The 17,635-nt window shown below is 45.4% G+C and carries 17 protein-coding genes; 5 read left to right on the top strand and 12 right to left on the bottom strand.

Features of this window, described 5'->3' with window-relative positions:
• Positions 1-4: 4 nt before the first annotated feature.
• The 5 genes from ACE1TF_RS17055 to ACE1TF_RS17035 form a co-directional block, all read right to left on the bottom strand.
• Positions 5-1,282: a TRAP transporter large permease gene (locus ACE1TF_RS17055; RefSeq protein WP_375018559.1), complete on the bottom strand. Its 1,278-nt coding sequence runs from the start codon at positions 1,280-1,282 to the stop codon at positions 5-7.
• Positions 1,279-1,833: a TRAP transporter small permease gene (locus tag ACE1TF_RS17050; protein ID WP_375018557.1), complete on the bottom strand. Its 555-nt coding sequence runs from the start codon at positions 1,831-1,833 to the stop codon at positions 1,279-1,281. Before ACE1TF_RS17050 ends, ACE1TF_RS17055 begins: the two co-directional genes overlap by 4 nt.
• A gap of 1 nt (position 1,834) precedes the next feature.
• Positions 1,835-2,851 carry a DctP family TRAP transporter solute-binding subunit gene (locus ACE1TF_RS17045; protein WP_375018555.1) on the bottom strand — a complete coding sequence of 339 codons (1,017 nt, stop codon included), beginning with the start codon at positions 2,849-2,851 and terminating at the stop codon, positions 1,835-1,837.
• Between the two features lie 34 nt (positions 2,852-2,885).
• Positions 2,886-3,914, bottom strand: a complete 1,029-nt coding sequence (locus ACE1TF_RS17040; RefSeq protein ID WP_375018553.1) for a Gfo/Idh/MocA family protein — start codon at positions 3,912-3,914, stop codon at positions 2,886-2,888.
• Between the two features lie 70 nt (positions 3,915-3,984).
• Positions 3,985-4,686, bottom strand: coding sequence for a GntR family transcriptional regulator (locus ACE1TF_RS17035; RefSeq protein WP_375018551.1), 702 nt, complete (start codon positions 4,684-4,686; stop codon positions 3,985-3,987).
• 157 nt (positions 4,687-4,843) lie between these two features.
• Here ACE1TF_RS17035 and ACE1TF_RS17030 point away from each other — a divergent pair, with 157 nt between their 5' ends.
• Positions 4,844-5,392: a shikimate kinase gene (locus ACE1TF_RS17030; protein WP_375018549.1), complete on the top strand. Its 549-nt coding sequence runs from the start codon at positions 4,844-4,846 to the stop codon at positions 5,390-5,392.
• Here the strand turns inward: ACE1TF_RS17030 and ACE1TF_RS17025 are convergent.
• The gene (locus ACE1TF_RS17025) at positions 5,389-5,922 is read right to left on the bottom strand and encodes an NUDIX hydrolase (protein ID WP_375018547.1); all 534 of its coding nucleotides are present in this window, start codon (positions 5,920-5,922) and stop codon (positions 5,389-5,391) included. The two genes, ACE1TF_RS17030 and ACE1TF_RS17025, sit on opposite strands and share 4 nt — an antisense overlap.
• Before the next feature lie 84 nt (positions 5,923-6,006).
• On the opposite strand from ACE1TF_RS17025, the gene ACE1TF_RS17020 reads away from it, so the two are divergent.
• The gene (locus tag ACE1TF_RS17020; RefSeq protein WP_375018545.1) at positions 6,007-8,106 is read left to right on the top strand and encodes a transglycosylase domain-containing protein; all 2,100 of its coding nucleotides are present in this window, start codon (positions 6,007-6,009) and stop codon (positions 8,104-8,106) included.
• A gap of 1,330 nt (positions 8,107-9,436) precedes the next feature.
• The gene (locus tag ACE1TF_RS17015; protein ID WP_375018543.1) at positions 9,437-11,857 is read left to right on the top strand and encodes a penicillin acylase family protein; all 2,421 of its coding nucleotides are present in this window, start codon (positions 9,437-9,439) and stop codon (positions 11,855-11,857) included.
• A gap of 141 nt (positions 11,858-11,998) precedes the next feature.
• Here ACE1TF_RS17015 and ACE1TF_RS17010 read toward each other — a convergent pair whose 3' ends face one another.
• The 6 genes from ACE1TF_RS17010 to ACE1TF_RS16985 all read right to left on the bottom strand — a co-directional run bounded on the left by ACE1TF_RS17010 (position 11,999) and on the right by ACE1TF_RS16985 (position 15,817).
• Positions 11,999-12,547, bottom strand: coding sequence for a YwhD family protein (locus ACE1TF_RS17010; protein ID WP_375018541.1), 549 nt, complete (start codon positions 12,545-12,547; stop codon positions 11,999-12,001).
• Between the two features lie 64 nt (positions 12,548-12,611).
• Positions 12,612-13,124, bottom strand: a complete 513-nt coding sequence (locus ACE1TF_RS17005) for a YwgA family protein (RefSeq protein ID WP_375018539.1) — start codon at positions 13,122-13,124, stop codon at positions 12,612-12,614.
• 13 nt (positions 13,125-13,137) lie between these two features.
• Positions 13,138-14,427, bottom strand: coding sequence for an HD domain-containing protein (locus tag ACE1TF_RS17000; RefSeq protein ID WP_375018537.1), 1,290 nt, complete (start codon positions 14,425-14,427; stop codon positions 13,138-13,140).
• 49 nt (positions 14,428-14,476) lie between these two features.
• Positions 14,477-14,971: a tetratricopeptide repeat protein gene (locus ACE1TF_RS16995; protein WP_042399624.1), complete on the bottom strand. Its 495-nt coding sequence runs from the start codon at positions 14,969-14,971 to the stop codon at positions 14,477-14,479.
• A 4-nt stretch (positions 14,972-14,975) separates the two neighbouring features.
• Positions 14,976-15,617, bottom strand: a complete 642-nt coding sequence (locus ACE1TF_RS16990) for a pentapeptide repeat-containing protein (RefSeq protein ID WP_081829142.1) — start codon at positions 15,615-15,617, stop codon at positions 14,976-14,978.
• An 8-nt stretch (positions 15,618-15,625) separates the two neighbouring features.
• Positions 15,626-15,817, bottom strand: coding sequence for a hypothetical protein (locus ACE1TF_RS16985; protein WP_042399619.1), 192 nt, complete (start codon positions 15,815-15,817; stop codon positions 15,626-15,628).
• 110 nt (positions 15,818-15,927) lie between these two features.
• Here ACE1TF_RS16985 and ACE1TF_RS16980 point away from each other — a divergent pair, with 110 nt between their 5' ends.
• Positions 15,928-16,743 (top strand): lipoate--protein ligase family protein, encoded by an 816-nt coding sequence (locus ACE1TF_RS16980; RefSeq protein WP_375018534.1) that lies wholly within the window; start codon positions 15,928-15,930, stop codon positions 16,741-16,743.
• A 116-nt stretch (positions 16,744-16,859) separates the two neighbouring features.
• Positions 16,860-17,606 (top strand): enoyl-CoA hydratase/isomerase family protein, encoded by a 747-nt coding sequence (locus tag ACE1TF_RS16975; RefSeq protein ID WP_375018532.1) that lies wholly within the window; start codon positions 16,860-16,862, stop codon positions 17,604-17,606.
• Positions 17,607-17,635 lie beyond the last annotated feature (29 nt).

The raw sequence follows: 17,635 nt of genomic DNA, 5'->3' as shown, positions 1-17,635 counted from the left end.
TCCTTTAGTCACTTCCGAGTAAGAAGAGTGATATTTCCGGAACGAAAATTACGATAAATAACGTGAGTAATATGACGCCGATAAACGGCAGAACTGCTTTAGACAGTGAGACGATCGACACACCCGAAATGCCTGAAGCTACGAAGAGGTTCACGCCAATTGGCGGCGTAATAAATCCGATAGCTAAGTTTAAAATGATAATCATTCCGAAGTGAATCGGATCATAACCAAGTTCCATTCCAACCGGTAACAACAATGGTGTAAAAATGATAATTGCAGCGGTCGTATCCATAAAACAGCCAACAATTAAGAGCAAAACCGTAATAATGAGAATGAGTAGGATTGGGTTTTCTGTTATCGACAGCATCGCGTTAGCAATCTGACTCGGAATATGTTCGATCGTCATAATCGTTCCAAATACTGTAGCTGCACCGATAATGAATAAGATTGACGCCGTCGTAAGCGCTGAATTTCGCAAAATGGCATACAAATCTTTTATTTTTAGTTCTCTGTAGAGAACGACCCCTGCAATCAGCCCGTAAATGACCGCGACAGCCGCCGCCTCTGTCGGTGTGAAATAACCGCTATAAATCCCTCCGAGTATAATAATCGGGACGAGTAATGCCCACTTCGCATCCCATAAAGCAGCTCCAAATTTTTTAAATGAAAATGGCTCACCATTTCCTTTGTATCCTTTACGCTTGGCATAAATGTAGGCATACAGCATGAGTGAGATGGTGACGAGAATTCCAGGAATAATACCGGCAATAAACAAGTCACCGACCGAAGCACCTGCAGTGACCCCATAAACAATCATTGGAATACTCGGCGGTAAGATGACACCGAGTGCACCTGCCGCTGCAACGAGTGCGGTCGTAAAGCGTTTGTCATATCCCATCTGAACCATGGCGGGGATCATCATCCCCCCGATCGCGGCGACTGTCGCCGGTCCAGAGCCAGAAATTGCAGAAAAGAGCAAACATGTAATAATCGTTGCCATGGCAAACCCACCGGTACGATTTCCGACAACGGATTCTGCAACTGCAAATAATCGTTTTGATAAACCTCCCTTGCCCATAATTTCACCAGCAAGAATAAAGAAGGGCACAGCCATAATCGGAAAGGAGTCTACCGATGTGACCATATTCTGAGCTAAAAAGTCGAGCGGCATCGTTCCTGCGAACAGGAGAGCAAATAGCGAAGACACACCGAGCGCTACCCCAATCGGTACACTAAGTAAAATAAGCACGAAAAAGCTAACAAATAAGACAACAGCGGTCATGAATGGCTGCCTCCTTTCATCGCATCCTCTTCATTCGCTGAGAATGAGCCGTTGGAATCGGCATCTTGCTCACCTTTACCAAGGAGGTACTTAATTTGAGCGGTAAGCTGTTGCACGATGCGAACTGCGGTCAAAGCCATTCCAACAGGAACAGCTAAATACACCCAACCCATTTCTACCTCTAAAGCCGGAGACAACTGTCCAAAATCAAAAATTATTGAAACAATTCTTCCTCCATATACGAGAAGAAAGAGAGCAAATCCTAAAAAGATGACATTCGTAAATATGTTCAAATACACACCCGTTCGTTCTTTTAAGACGAGGAGAAGGGCATCTACCCGAATGTGCCGTTGCTTTTTCACGGCATAACTTACTCCGAGAAAGATCATCCAAATAAAACAATAACGAGCCAATTCTTCTGACCAACCAAACGAGGACTCAAACACGAAACGCATGAACACTTGTGCAGATATAGAAGCGACCATCACTGTAAATATGATGACCATTAGGATTTCTTCAAAATAGCGGTCGAGCCAACGAATCACATTCACTTTATGCGCCCTCCTCTAGTTGCTCAGCTGCGTCCATTATGGCGTCTAGTACTTCGCCTCCATAAGTTTCACGAAAACGTTCATACACTGGATCGACAGCATCTCTTAACCGTTCAAATTCGTCATCACTTAATTCCGTAACCGTCATTCCTTGATCTTTAACAAACGCTATACCGTCCGCTGCTTCTTGCCGATTTGCCTCTCGCTGCTCATGCATGATTTCTTCAGAAGCATTGGCGATAATATTTCGTTCCTCACCTGTTAGCGAATCCCAAAACGGCTTGCTCACCATAAACGGGCTTGCGTTATAGATGTGATTCGTTTCCGTTAAAAAATTCTGCACTTCATAGAAGTGGCTATTTACGACGTTTCCAACCGGATTTTCCTGTCCGTTTACCGTCCCTTGTTCCATAGCAATATACAGTTCACCATAATTAATCGGTACCGGGTTGGCCCCGAGCTCCGTCCATATTTGCATATGAATGCGGTTTTCTAACGTCCGGATATCTAACCCGCGAATGTCTTCAAGCGTCTCAACTTCTCGAACGTTGTTACTAAGCATCCGAAACCCGTTCTCCCAAAAATTGAGGCCAATAATGTTCTCTTGTTCTAATTCAGCGAGTACATTTTCACCGATTTCACTATCCAACACTCGGTAAGCGCTTTCTTCCTCTGCAAACAAAAATGGCAAATCAAAAACATGAAATGACTCGGAGAATTGGGCAATTGGACCGGTTGATATGGTCGCCCCTTGGACCGTATTTAATTGCATGCCTTCAAGCAACTCCCGGTCTCCACCAAGCTGACTGTTCGTGAACACATCCACTTTTATCGATCCGTTCGTTTCTTCTTCTACTTGATCTGCAAAAGCAAACATCGCTTGACTCAAGGAACGATCATCCGGCGTTGCATTCCCAATTCTCATTAATTTTGGTTCATCGTCTGACTCGGCAACAGACGCACAGCCAGAGACAAGAAACAATAGCATCACGCTCATAACCTTTGTTGCAACCTTCATATCAGTCACTCCCTCATGCCCATTCCATAGATGATTAGATGACCACTCTGCGCTTTTCCTTTACACTCGTTTGAATGGCTTCGAGCACCTTCAACGTTTGCATGCCTTCTTCACCGGTAACGAGCGGTTCTTCCTCACCTTCAATGACACGAATAAAATGTGCTAATTCTGCTTGCATTGGATCATTATCCATCGGCTTTTCACCCGCTTCGCTTAAAGGGTATTCCCAGCCATAGGTGTCTTCCTCATACGTAAACACGCGCATACTCGGGAAAGCAATGCTCCCACGAGTGCCAAAAAAGTGATAACAATCTTCCTCATAAAAGGTATACTTGGGATTTTCCTTTGCCGTAAATTCATACGACCAAGGAGCCGGTGTTCCGTCAGAAATAAAGTAATTAAACGTTGCTCCATTTGAAGCCTCTAATATCATTGAAGCCGTATCTTCAACTTGATTACCTCGACCGAGATTACGTGTCACCGCGTAGACCGCTTCAATCGTAAGACCGGTGGCGTATCTTAAATTATCAATATCATGTATGCCGTTTATGAGTAGGGGACCGCCTCCTGTAGTGACACGCCACTCCTCTTCGAAATACGGACGGTCTTTGGCTAGTACAAAAAGTAAATTGCCGCCAACGAGCTCACCAATGACTCCAGACTGAATGATCGTTTTTAACTGTTGCATCTTTGCAGAATGACGACGGTGATGACCGATGAGTAACGGCACTTTTTTAGCCGCACAATACGTTATCATTTCCATCGCTTCTTCAGCATTCGTTGCGATCGGCTTCTCAACAAGGGGCACAATGCCTTTGTCAGCAGCTCGTTGAACCGCTTGTTTGTGTAAACGGTTTGGCAATGCAATGATGACACCGTCGACCTCTTCTGAATCCATAAGCTCTTCGTAATTTTCATACAGTGGAACATCTAATTCTTTTGCTCTTCGTTTATCCGTTTCTCCCCTACCTGCCACAGCAACGAGCAGGCCATTGTCCATTTTCTGCAAATCTTTTGCAAAGGTATACCCATGATTCATCCCTAAAACGGCAATTCTTTTCATCTCGTTCGCTCCTTTGTGATACTAGTATACAAGTTGAGGCGTCGTTGCAAACGACGATAAAATATACCCGTTATCGTCGCCCTGCAAAGTACTCCGGATATTTCTCGAAAATGTAATCATAGTAAGACCAAATGTTATCAAGATGATCGGTCAGCTTTTTATCTAACGATTCAACTTGATTCTCTTCAATAAACTGAAACATCTTTTCATGATCTTCAATAATACGGTCCGTTTCTTGTGTCTCATAAAACTCAAGGTAACGCATACGATTCACATGCCCACGAACTTGTCTTACGTACGCACTTAATGTTTCATTTCCAGAGATTTCTAGAATCTTGTCATGATACACTTCATCATAATGATAAAATTGCTCAAGATCGCCAGTAGCAGCGGATTCACGTTGCTTTTCAATCACTTCAAGTACCGCTTGTTTATGGCGTTTCGCCTCGTCTGTATTCGGATTCCAAGTTTCCGCGACTTTCCGAAATGCGGTCCGCTCCAAACTTTCCCGCACTTGATAAGCTTCTTTAACTTTCGCAAAAGAAATGTATTCCACCTGGATCCCTTTTTGAGGGATGACGCGTAAAAACCCTTCAGATGAAAGCAAACGAATGGCTTCGCGTATCGGTGTCCGACTCACACCGAGTATTTGCGCAAGTTCATTTTCTGAAATCATTTGCCCAGGTTTATACTTCAACGTAATGACTTCGTTATACAAATAACGGTAAATTTCTGTACCTAGCGTTTTCCTTGGAAAGGTTAGATCTGTCATAATTCACCTTCTTGCGTTTGAATTAAGAAAATTGTAAGCGCATACTAGTATACATGTCAATCAATATTATGAAATGATTCCGAAAAAAGCACCAGTGGAGAGCTGTCATTTGGTACAATAAACAATAGCGAATTTCTAAGAAGGGTAGCGAAAAGCGATGAGTCAAAAACCACGGTCATATCGAGAAAAAAGCATCGTTTTTATTGGCTTTATGGGGTCAGGAAAAACGACGATTGGAGAACGGGTTGCAAAGAAGCTATACCGCGACTTTATTGATATTGACGAAGAAATTGAAAAAGAATACGGAATGCCAGTCACCGAAATCTTCCGCGTGCACGGAGAAGAGACGTTTCGAGAAAAAGAGAAAGAAATGATTACTCGTTTGAGCACACAGCCGTTAAAGATCATTTCCGTTGGTGGCGGTGCGTTTATGAACCCAGACATTCGGGACCATTGTCTTGAGAACTGCATCGTTTTATTCTTAGATCTTTCGTGGGATGCGTGGAAAGAGCGACTCAGTTTATTGGTCGCAAGCCGTCCCGTCCTCCAAGGACGATCGATTGAAGAAATTGAAGAGCTATTTCATAAACGTCAAGGCATTTATGCCGATCATAATTCCAAGTTTCGCACCGACCATCTTGATATTGAAGAAGTGAGTGATTATCTCATCTCTTCACTTAAGACATCATGGGAGCTCTACGACTAGAGAGCTTCCCATTTTTGTTTGGCAAGCATAAGCGCAAGGACGGAAAACATTTGTGTGAGGCCGAGCTGCTCTACTTCTTCCCACGACAACACGTGCACATCCAATACTTCGCCTTCGTCCAATTGCCTCTCGCCTTCTGTCGCATCCGTCATTAAGTAGGAGTGGACTTGGTTTGTCGCCACAGCAGGATTTGTATAATAACTGCCAAGGTAAACCGGCGCTTTCGTAGACGTATATCCTGTTTCCTCTTTCACTTCCCGAGCGACCGCCTCTTCATTCGTTTCTCCCGCTTCTTTCATCCCTGCAGGCACCTCAAAAAACGCTCGTCGTCCTGCATGACGGTACTGGTTGACGAGTACGACGCGGTTATCCTTTGTGATCACAACTGCATTTACCCAGTCAGGGTATTCATTCATGATGTATTCTTTTATTTCGAAACCATTCGACATTTTAACGTGCTCTTTCACAACATTACCAAATCGTGGTGCAATATGGAGATTCTCTCGTGAAATGGTCGTCCATTTTTCCAAAAAAATCCTCTCCTAATGTTTAATATTCGCTTCAAATACCGACACTGATTAGCATCTATTATTATATCAAAAGAGGTGCTGGTCGTGCAGATTGCAACAAGACGCAGTCAGAGAAAGAGACGACGCCGTTTTCTATTCAAATTGTTCTTTCGTACTGCAATGATCTCTGCAATTGTTGGGGCATCAGGACTTTTATTAGTTTTCTTGTACACCTTCTTTTTAGGGCCCCCGCCCCTACAAGTGTCGCAGTCAACGTTCATTTATGATGCCAATGATGAGGTCATTAATGAGACGAGACAAGGTCATCAAAGAAATTGGGCAGACATCGAAGACGTATCACCCTATGTGTTGGATGCCTTTGTAGCCGTTGAAGACCGCAAGTTTTATGACCATCACGGATTCGATTATATGCGAATTGGCGCGGCCGTTTTAAAAAATGTGCAAACGATGTCCCGCTCGCAAGGAGCAAGTACAATTACGCAACAATATGCCCGTAACCTTTTTCTAAACCACGACAAAACGTGGGATCGAAAAGCACGCGAAGCGTTATACGCCTTACGCTTAGAGTGGCATGTCTCAAAAGAAGACATTTTGGAAGGCTATGTGAACACGATCAACTTCGGTCACGGCGCTTATGGCATTGAAAGGGCGGCCGAGCAGTATTTTGACGTACCTGCTGCAGAGTTGACCTTGGAACAAGCAGCGCTTCTTGCTGGCTTGCCACGTGGCCCTTCGTACTATTCGCCATACAATCACCCAGAACGTGCAAAAGACCGTCAAGAATTGATTCTCGGCGCGATGAAAGATGAAGGGTACATTTCTGTAGAAGCGTACGAACAAGCAATCAATACTCCGATTGAATATGCAGAAGCGACACAAGAACAAGATACAGTCGCCCCTTACTTTCAAGATGTAGTGGAGCGGGAGTTAATCGAACGTTATGATTTGGATCCAGGGATTGTTGAAGCTGGTGGACTGAACATTTATACGACGCTCGACACAACCATTCAAAACGCCGCTGAAACTTACGTGGACTTAGAAATGCCTGACGATGAGCCCTTGCAAACCGCAGTCGTGAGCATTGACCCTGAAACCGGTGATGTAAAAGCGATGGTTGGCGGTACAGATTACGAAACGAGCCCGTACAATCGTGCATATGATGCAAGACGCGCACCAGGATCCACCTTTAAGCCATTCTTATATTATGCAGCGTTGTCCAACGGTTTCACACCAGCGACGATGTTGCGAAGTGAACCGACGTCGTTTCCTCATCCCGATGGCGAAGAACGTTACGAGCCGGGGAACTATGGTGAAATCTATGCGAATGACTTTATTACACTCGCGCAAGCACTTGCATACTCCGACAACATATACGCTGTAAAAACGCACGTTCTACAAGAACCTGAGTCGCTCATTGAAGCTGCCGAGACAGCAGGCATACAAAGCCCGCTCGCTCCGAATATGTCCCTTGCGCTCGGTGCCTCAGATGTCGGAATCATGGAGATCACCAATGCTTATAGTCCATTCGCGAACGGCGGCGCACGCGTAACTCCTCGCCTCATTGAACGTGTAGAAGATGCAAATGGAAATGTGTTGCTAGAGACCGAACCCGAGCGCGAACAAGTTTATGACGAACGGTACGCTTACATGATGACGAGCATGATGAAGCAAATCTTTAACCCGCAAATGAACGATTATACTTCCGTAACAGGGCATTCTATTTCTCACTTGCTACAGCGCCCTGCAGCAGGAAAAAGCGGCAGTACACCGAACGATAATTGGATGATCGGCTACACGCCGAATCTCGTCACCGGCGTCTGGGTCGGCTTTGATGACAATACGCCGCTCGACCATAAACGTTACGGGCAAATCGCTAAACGCATTTGGGTCCAATCATTAGAAGCAAGTCTCGATGGCGAACTAAAGCAAGACTTTCAATTGCCCCGAGGCGTCGAAAACGTCGACATTGACCTCGAAACCGGTCTGCTCGGCGACGAAGCTTGCGGTCCATCCTATACCGTAGCCTTCATGAACAAAACTGCACCAGATCAGTCTTGCACAGAGTACATTGAAGACGATGTGTTGGATGCGGAAGAAGCAAAAGAAGAAGTCCGAAAAGAAAAAGATAAACTCATGGACAAACTCAAACGTTGGTTTACAAGTGACGAGCTAGAAATGGAGTAACGACCAGGTGAAATCAAGAAATCGAAAGAGTAGAGAGATTGTTAGACAAAATCATTCGGGTTCACTCAGATTCTGTTCGGCAAGCGTTGTTGGATACAATCGGCGTTTGGTGATTGATAGACGTTGCAATAGATCTTGATGGTATAGCTTCACGAGACGTCGGCATGGTTCATGCTGACGCCTCTTTTAATTTGTCTTCGGCACCAAAGGTGCCGATCGTTGCTAGCTCTTAAAGGTTATAAGAATAAAATAGCTTAAAAGCTCGGTCTAGAGAAGCGAACGTTCATACGGTTAGCTAATGTCAGGTGAACGGCGGTGTGATCGAGTGATCTAGACTATTTCGTTCATGGTCTAGATCACCATCCCCCTAAAAATTACCAATATTAAACATCCATCAGCACCCCTGGTGCCGAAGACAGTGAAAAATGATCTAGATAAGTTGAAGTTAAGAATTTCACTAATCGTATGATGGAGGTCGGTCTTTACCGGCAAACGTCTACCTATTGTCTGTTGAAGTTCATCGCCTCTTACTTCAACAACTTCGTTCCCGAACGTTGTTCGTCACTGCAGGGGTTGCGGGCAACACGAGAAACGTTTGCCGAAGGGTAAAAAGTCGTGACCGAGGCTCACCACCTGGCACAAGCATGTGACGGCCGGTCACGTATGTGACAATCCAGCCTTCAAACCGGGCACTTTCGGCACGCAACTGTCACAAATCGCTCGATTTGTGACAGTTGACACCGTTTATGTGCGCATTCACATTTAAAATCATGATTTTTCTTTCTCAAGTGTCACAAATATGAATATATGGGGCATTTGGACTTTTCCCACACACCGTAGCCAGGGAAAGAGCTGAAAAATTAACGTGTCTCTTCTTAAGTGACTCGTTAACTCGACGTATTCTATTGTTTAGATCTATGTGGGAATATCGCTTTTCTATGTGGGGATTTCTGCTGAAAATTGTTCTTAAATGAAGAAAATTCCATCATAGACCCTCTCTATGATGGAATTTTCTTCTTTATATCAAACGAAACACTTTTATATGATTTTTAAATTCCCTTTTTCAGTGACCTCTAGCCAGGAGGCAGGAGTTCGCCGCCGATGTTGCCCTTGTGCTCTGGAGTACAAGCATCCGTCTGCAGTGGAAAGCAACCAATGTGCATATTAGATAATGCTAAGTTCTTTCCACCTAGCCCGTTCTCAACCCCTACCCCCGCCCTCCAGCACCCCCTGACTCGCTTTGAAAGCGCTATCCTTTTAAGCAGGAACATAGCGCTTGAGGAGCGAATATATGTACAGATCTTCTTATAGAGAACAGGGGGCTTTTTTTATGCCATCAACAGCAGACACACCCGTACATACAAGCAAGTCGAAACGAAAAAGAAGACGATGGACGATTTTTTTCGGCATCATTGCTGCGCTGTTCGTGCTCGTTATTGGCGCATTCACTTGGGGGTGGGTGCAACTCGGAGCCGGGCTTCCGCAAACCGAAGGCGTCTATGAAGCTGCAGGGCTCGAGAGCGAGGTGGACGTGTATCGTGATGATTTCGGGGTGCCCCATATTGAGGCGACAAGTGACTATGATCTCTATTATGCTCAAGGGTTTGTCACAGCCCAAGATCGTATGTTCCAAATGGACTTGAGTCGCCGTCAGGCATCCGGAGAATTAAGCGAAGTCATTGGGGTAAGCGCGCTCGATACAGACAAGTATTTTCGCACGTTCGGTTTACGTAGAGCAGCTCACGACTCCTACGAACTGTACTCTGATGAAGCGCTCGTTGCCTTACACGCCTATGCTGATGGGGTGAACGATTATGTCGCCCATATGACAGACTCCGGCGACATTCCGATTGAATTTCGCCTACTCGGCTATACACCGACGGCTTGGACCGCCATCGACTCCCTCACGATCGGCAAGTTCATGGCCTATGACCTTGGCGGTACGTGGCAAGGTCAAGCCTTTCGTTATTGGCTTGCAAACAATGTGACCGACGAGGAAGCGCTAGACTTGATGCCCGTCTACCCTGAAGATGGGCCTGTCATTTTAGACATAGCAAAAGAAACCGACATTGATATTGAGCGCGCGTTTGCAAACGTCGGGGCGTACCAGCCCGAACCATTTAACGGCAGTAACAACTGGGTCGTCTCAGGTGATCACACCGAAAGCGGCATGCCACTGCTCGCCGACGACCCGCACTTAGGCCTTGCCACACCTTCCATCTGGTATGAGACCCACCTCTCCTCCCCAGATGTGAACGTTACCGGCGTCATTTTCGCAGGCGTACCCGGCATAATATTAGGACACAACGACGAGATTGCTTGGGGCGTAACCAACGTCGGACCAGACGTACAAGAGCTGTACATCGAGCAACGACACCCAGAAGACCCAACACAATTCCTTTATGAAGACGAATGGTACAATGCCGACATTATTGAAGAAACCATTCTCGTAGACGGTTATGATGAGCCGGTGTCTCACGAAGTCGTCGTCACGCGCCACGGTCCGTTAATCTCTGAGTATACGGGTGAACAAACCGACGACATGGCGTTGGCGCTTCGCTGGACAGCGCTTGATGCCTCGACAGAACTCGAAGCGGTGATGGACCTTAACCGCGCAGGAAATTGGGAAGAGTTTACCGATGCGTTGGAAGAGTTCCATGCTCCTGCACAAAACTTTGTGTATGCTGATAAAGATGGAAATATCGGCTACCGAGCGAACGGACGCATTCCGATTCGCGAAAACAGCGACGCCCTTCTTCCTGTTGAAGGTTGGACAGGTGAACATGATTGGGATTCATTTATACCGTGGGACGAGCTGCCAACGCTATACAACCCAGAGTCTGGAATGATATCCACAGCGAATAATCAAATTGATGATGCCGACTACCCGTACCACATCTCTCACACGTGGGCGCAACCGTATCGCCATGAGCAGATCCTTGCGATGCTAGAAGAGGGGAACGATTTCACATCCGAAGACATGCAACAAATGCAGATGAACGTGACGAATTTGCACGCTAAAGAGTTTCTACCCATCTTTTTTGAGCATATCGATGAAAGCTCGCTTCGAAACATCGATATAGAAGCGTTAGATGTTTTGCGTGAATGGAACTTGGAAGATGCTCGAGAAGAAGGTGGTGCGCTCGTGTTTCACTTATGGTTCCAAGAAATCCCTGATCGCCTATTTGCAGATCGGATTCCAGAGGAAATGCTCGATTTGTTTGAGGGACGGGCCAACATTGTTGATGAATTACTTAGAAATGCCGCTTCTGGCGATGCCGGGCCGTGGGTAACGAACAGTGGTGGACTGGAGGGGCTGTTAACAGGTGCGTTGCAAGACGCTGTTGATCGCGCCGAAGACATGCAAGGAGGCGACCCTGACGAGTGGCAGTGGGGCGACTACCACCAAGTGACGTTCGGTCACCCGCTTGGGGCCATGCAACCGCTAGACCTTTTGTTTAACCCGACACCAGAACCGGTGGATGGAAGTCGGATTACGGTCATGGCAGCGGGATACAATGATGAGACTGGGAACACAAATCACGGAGCCGGTTGGCGAGGAGTGATGGATATTCAAGACTTGAGCGAAAGCTATCATATCGTTGGACCTGGACAATCGGGGCACGTTCGAAGTGACCATTACGATGATCAGCTCCATGATTGGGTGGAAGGAACTTACCATGCCACCACGACGGACGCCGCCATTTATCAAGAAACGAGTCAACATTTGCAAATGGTACCCGCCGAATAAAAAAAGACACGAAAATGCGCAAGGAATCGCTTCCCTGCGCAATTTCGCGTCTTAGCCTTATAACAAGGTCTATACATTAGCGTACACATGATCTTGCAAAATCTCAACCAGTTCGAATTCTTGTTCACAAATCAGTCAAAACTATGCACCGTTTAAAGCTTCGTGCAGTTTTTCATCTGAGTTGTTCCAATACTGTTCGCTGAAGCCTTTCAAGTATTCCCTCAGCATGTACAAACTCTTTTCGTCCATTTGGTCAACGATGATTCGGCCTTTTAATGCTTTGTCCATGTTGTTCACATGTTCTGGCATGCTTTTATAGGCTCGTTTAAATCGGCTTCCTGCTGGGGCTTCTTCTTCACGGTAATAGTGACATGCGCCAATCCCGCTGTACTTCGGCTCTCCGGCTTCGGTAAGAGCGGTTGTCACCCAAATCATCCAGTACAGTTTCGGGTCATTTAGCTCCTCGAGGCTTTCGACAAGCTTTACTTTCTTTTCAATTTCTGAACGGGCGTGAATGGCGCCCATATCAATAAAAACACGCTCATCGATCGGATCAAGAATGACCGGAGTTAAATTATCGAGGCTAAGCGCGCCTACTCCGTAGCCACCATGACCATCCGTCGAATCGCCGCTGAGTATATTAAAACCAGATCCTTGTTTCTTGTTCATGTTTTTATTAAAAAGGTCCATGTACGTTCACTCCTTATTCTACCCAGTGTATCACAAGCAGACGCTGTCTAAACAGTCGTGCGACTTAGGTGCGTTTAAGAAGTGTGCGCCAGCGTTCAATGCAAAGGAAGGCTTCTCTCATATCCTCTTCGCTGTAGTTTTGCGTTTTCTTAAGCTTATGTACACGGGCAATGACACTGTCTCGCTCTGCAGGTTGTAAATAGAGAATCGTCGCCGTCAACTCTAGGAATTTCGACGAACAAGCATTCATCTCGTCAATGACAGACTTCTCCTGTTTTCCTTTGAAAGACGAAGACGTGCGTACGAAGGATGTTCCCGGCTCTGCCAGCTTGTACCGATATTGGCTATAGCCCGCCTTCTCTTCCTTTACTTCCGACACGAAACCGAACTGCTTGAGCTCATCCAATCGCACGCTCAATTCTTCAGAATAAGGTCCGTACATATGAAACCCATACTTCTCTTGAAAAGGCATGCCTAGCTGTTTCCCGATATAGACAACTTTCTGGAACTTCTTTCTCCCCACAATTTCCTCTGCCATATCCAACAGTTTCATAATATTGACATGTTCTGTCAACACGATGAATCCCTCCTCAAACACGCAACATTGTTAGAATCTCGCGCTTTTCCTCTTCAAATTCAGGCTGGTCCAACAAATCAGCCGGATAATATAGCTTATGATCCGTTCTTTTCTTACCCGATATAGCCTCAACCACATCTGATTCACGTGATAGCTCACGTAATTTCTTATCCCCCATTAACAAGTGAATCGGCATCCGCTCTTCCTCTTCTCCAGGTCGATAAAAATCGTAAGGCAAGTCCGATGAAAAATCTATCACCAAATAATAGTCAGGGTCAATGCCAATTTGTCGAAACTTCTCTTGGAGTTTGGGCCAATCATGAAGGATAAACGATTGATCGAACTCGACATATTGAAACAGGCGACGGTGTAAAAAACGACCGCACAAATCAGAAAGAATATGATCTGATTCGTTTTCCCACATCTGAAAGTAGTAATAGATGACAGACTCGTCCAATTGCAAATAGTCGTGAATTTGGACGTCATTTAAGAAGAACGGTATAAAATGATAAGGTTGTTGTTTAAAATCATACCCATCATCATAAAGCACTTTCACCCTGCGCAATATCTTGTTCAAAATCACTTCAGCCGAACGGGTGACGGGATGAAAGTAGACTTGCCAATACATCTGATAGCGACTCATAATATAGTCTTCTACAGCGTGCATACCTGTACTTTTGATCACAACTTGATCTTCTGTAGGCCGCATCACCCTCAGAATTCGCTCCATATCAAAATGGCCGTAGCTAACCCCCGTATAAAATGCGTCTCTTTGCAAATAATCCATCCGATCGGCGTCAATCTGACTGGATATCATGCTCACAACGAGTTTGTTTGGATGCGTCTTCTCAATCACATCGGCTACTTCTTTTGGGAAGTCTTCTCCCATGCGTTGTAAAACGCGATTTACTTCTGTTTCTCCGAGAATGATCGCTCTTGTCCATTCTTCATGATCGGTCTTAAATACCTTTTCGAACGAGTGAGAGAAGGGTCCATGCCCGATGTCATGCAACAGTGCCGCGGATAGGCAAAGTAAGCGGTTTTCTTCATCCCAGTGCTTGCGTCCGTGAAACACATCAATCATCCGGCGCATAATTTCGTAGACACCGAGCGAATGGTTAAACCTCGTATGTTCCGCGCCATGAAAAGTTAAAAATGTCGTACCGAGCTGTCGAATCCGGCGCAGTCGTTGAAACTCCTTTGTGCCAATGAGATCCCAAACGAGTTGGTCACGAACGTGTATGTATCGATGAACAGGATCTTTAAACACTTTCTCTTCTTTTAATCTTTCATTTCCAGTCATCGGATTTTCAGCCTTCCTGCTGTTTTTCCTTAGTATACCAAATGTGGGGTTATCCTTCCCATACTTGATTTAAACGATGACGATAAAACTCAAGCGCGCCTTTATACATATGTATGTGTGGATCGGTTGACGTGTTTAATAAACTGCCAATCAGTTGCTCCACCGCTTTTTCACTGTCTCCAAGATTGTATAAACAAATAGCGTGGAACGTTCTTAACGCTTCGTCGTCAGGAAATTCATCCATTCCTTTTTCAAGCACCGCTTTCGCTTTTTCGTATTCCCCTAACGTTCGGTATGTACTTCCAAGACCTGTATAGGCGCCCCGACGATCCGTCTCATTCAACTGCCCTTCTAATGAACGCTCATAAAATGGCGCAGCGGCTCGCTCCTCGCCGAGTTGGTCGTACCCTGAGGCGCACTCGTAAAGAACCTTCGCATCGGTCGAGTACTCTTTTGCTAAACGTTCCAGTTGTTTCATAGAAGCTTGTAACTCATTGTTATTGCGCAAATCGATTGCGGTTGCTAAACGTTTGTCTTTCTCCATAGAATTACTCATATCCTTTCACATGTATCCCGAAGGCACGAATAAATGCAATCGCTTGTGTCTCTGATACAGTACAGCCCGCTAGCTGACCTTCGGAGACAGTTAATCGTTCAAATTGACAATCACTGAAGTCAACTCCCCCGAGGTTCGTGTTTGAAAACTGAACGTCTTCGATCGTGCTGTCCCCTAGCTCTACTGACTGAAACGTAGCTTCAACAATATCCGCACTCGAGAGAGCACAACCTTCTTCAAACCGCACCCGCTTGCATGTACTAAAACTTAGCGATACATACGGCATATGCGTATTAACAAAACGTGTATCCTGAATGCCCATATCTGAAAGCGTTGCACCAGACATTTTGCAATTCATAAATTCTGTTCGATGGAAGATCGCGTTCGCGAAATCGACGTTGGATAAATCACACTTCTCAAACACACAATCGACCCATTCAGAATGCGTAAACTGCGAGGAAAAAAAAGATACGCCTTTGAAATAAGCGTTAGAAAATCGCACATGCTTCGCATCACATTCATCATAACTTTGTTCCACAATTTCTATGTTCTCATAGAGCTCTTCAGGGGAAATGGCTTGCTGAAACAACTCCCGTCGTCCCCTCATCTTAGGTGCTTGCAAAGCTTTCTTCATCGTCTACTTCACTCACTTTTCAATCGTCGGTGGGTTAGAGCTGTCGTTCCGACAAGTGCTAACATAATGAGTGTCATTACAGATAAAAACACCCAATTCACTTGTTCTGCGAACAGCGCTTGATATCCTGCTAAAAAGAAGAATTGAAAGAAAACCACAACTAACGCAATCGTGAGTATTCGTTTCATTCCGGATTTCATAATTATCCTCCTCTACGTATTACTGTTCTATACCCGTTCTCGAGGCGTCTAAACGGTGATCTATGCTATAATAGAGTAAAGAATTTCAATGATAATACAGGAGATTACAGATGATTGAACACCCTACTCATTGGCGCTGGATGCGGCGCGAAACCGAAGGTAAAAAAGAAAATCCGTTACAATCTTTCGCATATGACGATGTGTTTTGTCAATCTGTCGGGATATGGGATTCACCGCCGATCTTGCATACGTGGGTTCATGATCCGACGATTGTGCTCGGCACTCAAGACAGCAGATTACACACGATTCAAAGAGCGAAAGCCCGATTTGAAGATAAAGGATATACCGTAATCGTTCGCAACTCAGGCGGCCTAGCCGTCTACCTCGATCCAGGTGTACTCAATGTGTCCCTCATTATAAAAGATGAAAAAGGTCAAACGATCGACGCCACATATGACAAAATGTGGAAATTCGTCGAAGCGATGTATGATGACGCGCCCGGCAAGATTGAAGCAAAGGAAATCGTCGGCTCTTATTGCCCGGGAAATTATGACTTGAGCATCCACGACAAAAAATTCGCTGGCATCTCTCAACGGCGTCTACGAAGCGGTATCGCTGTACAAGTTTACATTGCGGTTACAGGCAGTGGCTCTCTCCGAGCCGAGCAAATTAAACACTTTTACGATGAAGCCGAACAGTATACCGACCAAAAAGTGATGACGATCCGTCCGGAAACGATGGCTTCGCTTTCTGATTTATATGGAAAGCCGATGACAGTGAACGATAGCATTAGCCGCATCGAACGCGTATTTGAACAGCGAGGGATTACTTTAGAAAATGGGCAATTAACCGAGTCAGAACGACATCTGTTCAACGATCGCTTAGAACTCGTAGAAAAGCGTAATCGCAAGATATTAGAGCCTTGACCTATGTTAAGGTTTTTTTGTTTTAACGATGCGTCTTTGTCGTCACAAAACGAATGAGTATTCATTCACTTTGTGGTAGACTACAGAAGACAATGAAAATTCTGGAGGTTTTACTAGTGACTCTTGCACAAAACACGATTCGTTATGAAGTAGCTGAAAAAATCGCCACCATTACGCTTCACCGCCCTCACGTGAAAAACGCATTGAACAATGAAATGCACACAGAGTTGTTTGCTGCTTTTAAGGAAGCTGACCGAGACCCTCAGGTAGCCGTCATTGTCCTTCAAGGAAGTGAAGGCGCGTTTTCTGCAGGTGCAGACCTAAAAAGCGTACCTTTAGAAAACCATGATGATTTTAACTACGGACATAGCTTGCGTGATACGTATAACCGCCTCATTCTAACGATTGCAGGAATGAACAAACCAACAATCGCTTATCTTAATGGCATCGCAGTAGGCGCAGGTCTCAGCATCGCGCTAGCCTGTGATTTTAGGGTGGCAGCACCAGAAGCCAAACTTGCACTTAGCTTCATTCGGATTGGCCTCGTTCCAGATGCCGGAGCCTCCTATTTCTTACCTCGACTTGTCGGTCAAGCAAAGGCAATGGAACTTGCTCTTGGCGGGACGATTTCCGCTGAAGAAGCCTATCGCATCAACCTTGTGAACCAGATGGGTACCCCTGATGACTTTGCTCGTCAGCTTACCGAAGTCCCCATTACCGCATACGGAATGATGAAACGGAACATGAAAGAAAGTTTTGAATCATCGTTACCTCACGTGCTTGAACAAGAAGTAACCGCACAAACGGTCGCTGGCAAAACACGAGAACACATGGCTGCAATCCAACAATTTATAAAAAAATAATCTAAAAACACCGGTGCCTGTCTTCTTGC

The sequence above is a fragment of the Geomicrobium sp. JSM 1781026 genome, assembly GCF_041949955.1.
Classification (GTDB): Bacteria; Bacillota; Bacilli; order Bacillales; family Marinococcaceae; genus Geomicrobium_A.
Note: the sequence above shows the minus strand (reverse complement) of the source record. Positions and strands in the feature narration are given on the sequence as shown.

Bases quoted from the DNA above. Each gene is read 5' to 3' on its own strand.
- ACE1TF_RS17045 (WP_375018555.1), bottom strand. From the start codon at position 2,851: ATGAAGGTTGCAACAAAGGTTATGAGCGTGATGCTATTGTTTCTTGTC.
- ACE1TF_RS16995 (WP_042399624.1), bottom strand. From the start codon at position 14,971: ATGGAGAAAGACAAACGTTTAGCAACCGCAATCGATTTGCGCAATAAC.
- ACE1TF_RS17010 (WP_375018541.1), bottom strand. From the start codon at position 12,547: ATGGACCTTTTTAATAAAAACATGAACAAGAAACAAGGATCTGGTTTT.
- ACE1TF_RS16990 (WP_081829142.1), bottom strand. From the start codon at position 15,617: ATGAAGAAAGCTTTGCAAGCACCTAAGATGAGGGGACGACGGGAGTTG.
- ACE1TF_RS17000 (WP_375018537.1), bottom strand. From the start codon at position 14,427: ATGACTGGAAATGAAAGATTAAAAGAAGAGAAAGTGTTTAAAGATCCT.
- ACE1TF_RS17015 (WP_375018543.1), top strand. From the start codon at position 9,437: ATGCCATCAACAGCAGACACACCCGTACATACAAGCAAGTCGAAACGA.
- ACE1TF_RS17055 (WP_375018559.1), bottom strand. From the start codon at position 1,282: ATGACCGCTGTTGTCTTATTTGTTAGCTTTTTCGTGCTTATTTTACTT.
- ACE1TF_RS17035 (WP_375018551.1), bottom strand. From the start codon at position 4,686: ATGACAGATCTAACCTTTCCAAGGAAAACGCTAGGTACAGAAATTTAC.
- ACE1TF_RS17030 (WP_375018549.1), top strand. From the start codon at position 4,844: ATGAGTCAAAAACCACGGTCATATCGAGAAAAAAGCATCGTTTTTATT.
- ACE1TF_RS16980 (WP_375018534.1), top strand. From the start codon at position 15,928: ATGATTGAACACCCTACTCATTGGCGCTGGATGCGGCGCGAAACCGAA.
- ACE1TF_RS16985 (WP_042399619.1), bottom strand. From the start codon at position 15,817: ATGAAATCCGGAATGAAACGAATACTCACGATTGCGTTAGTTGTGGTT.
- ACE1TF_RS17040 (WP_375018553.1), bottom strand. From the start codon at position 3,914: ATGAAAAGAATTGCCGTTTTAGGGATGAATCATGGGTATACCTTTGCA.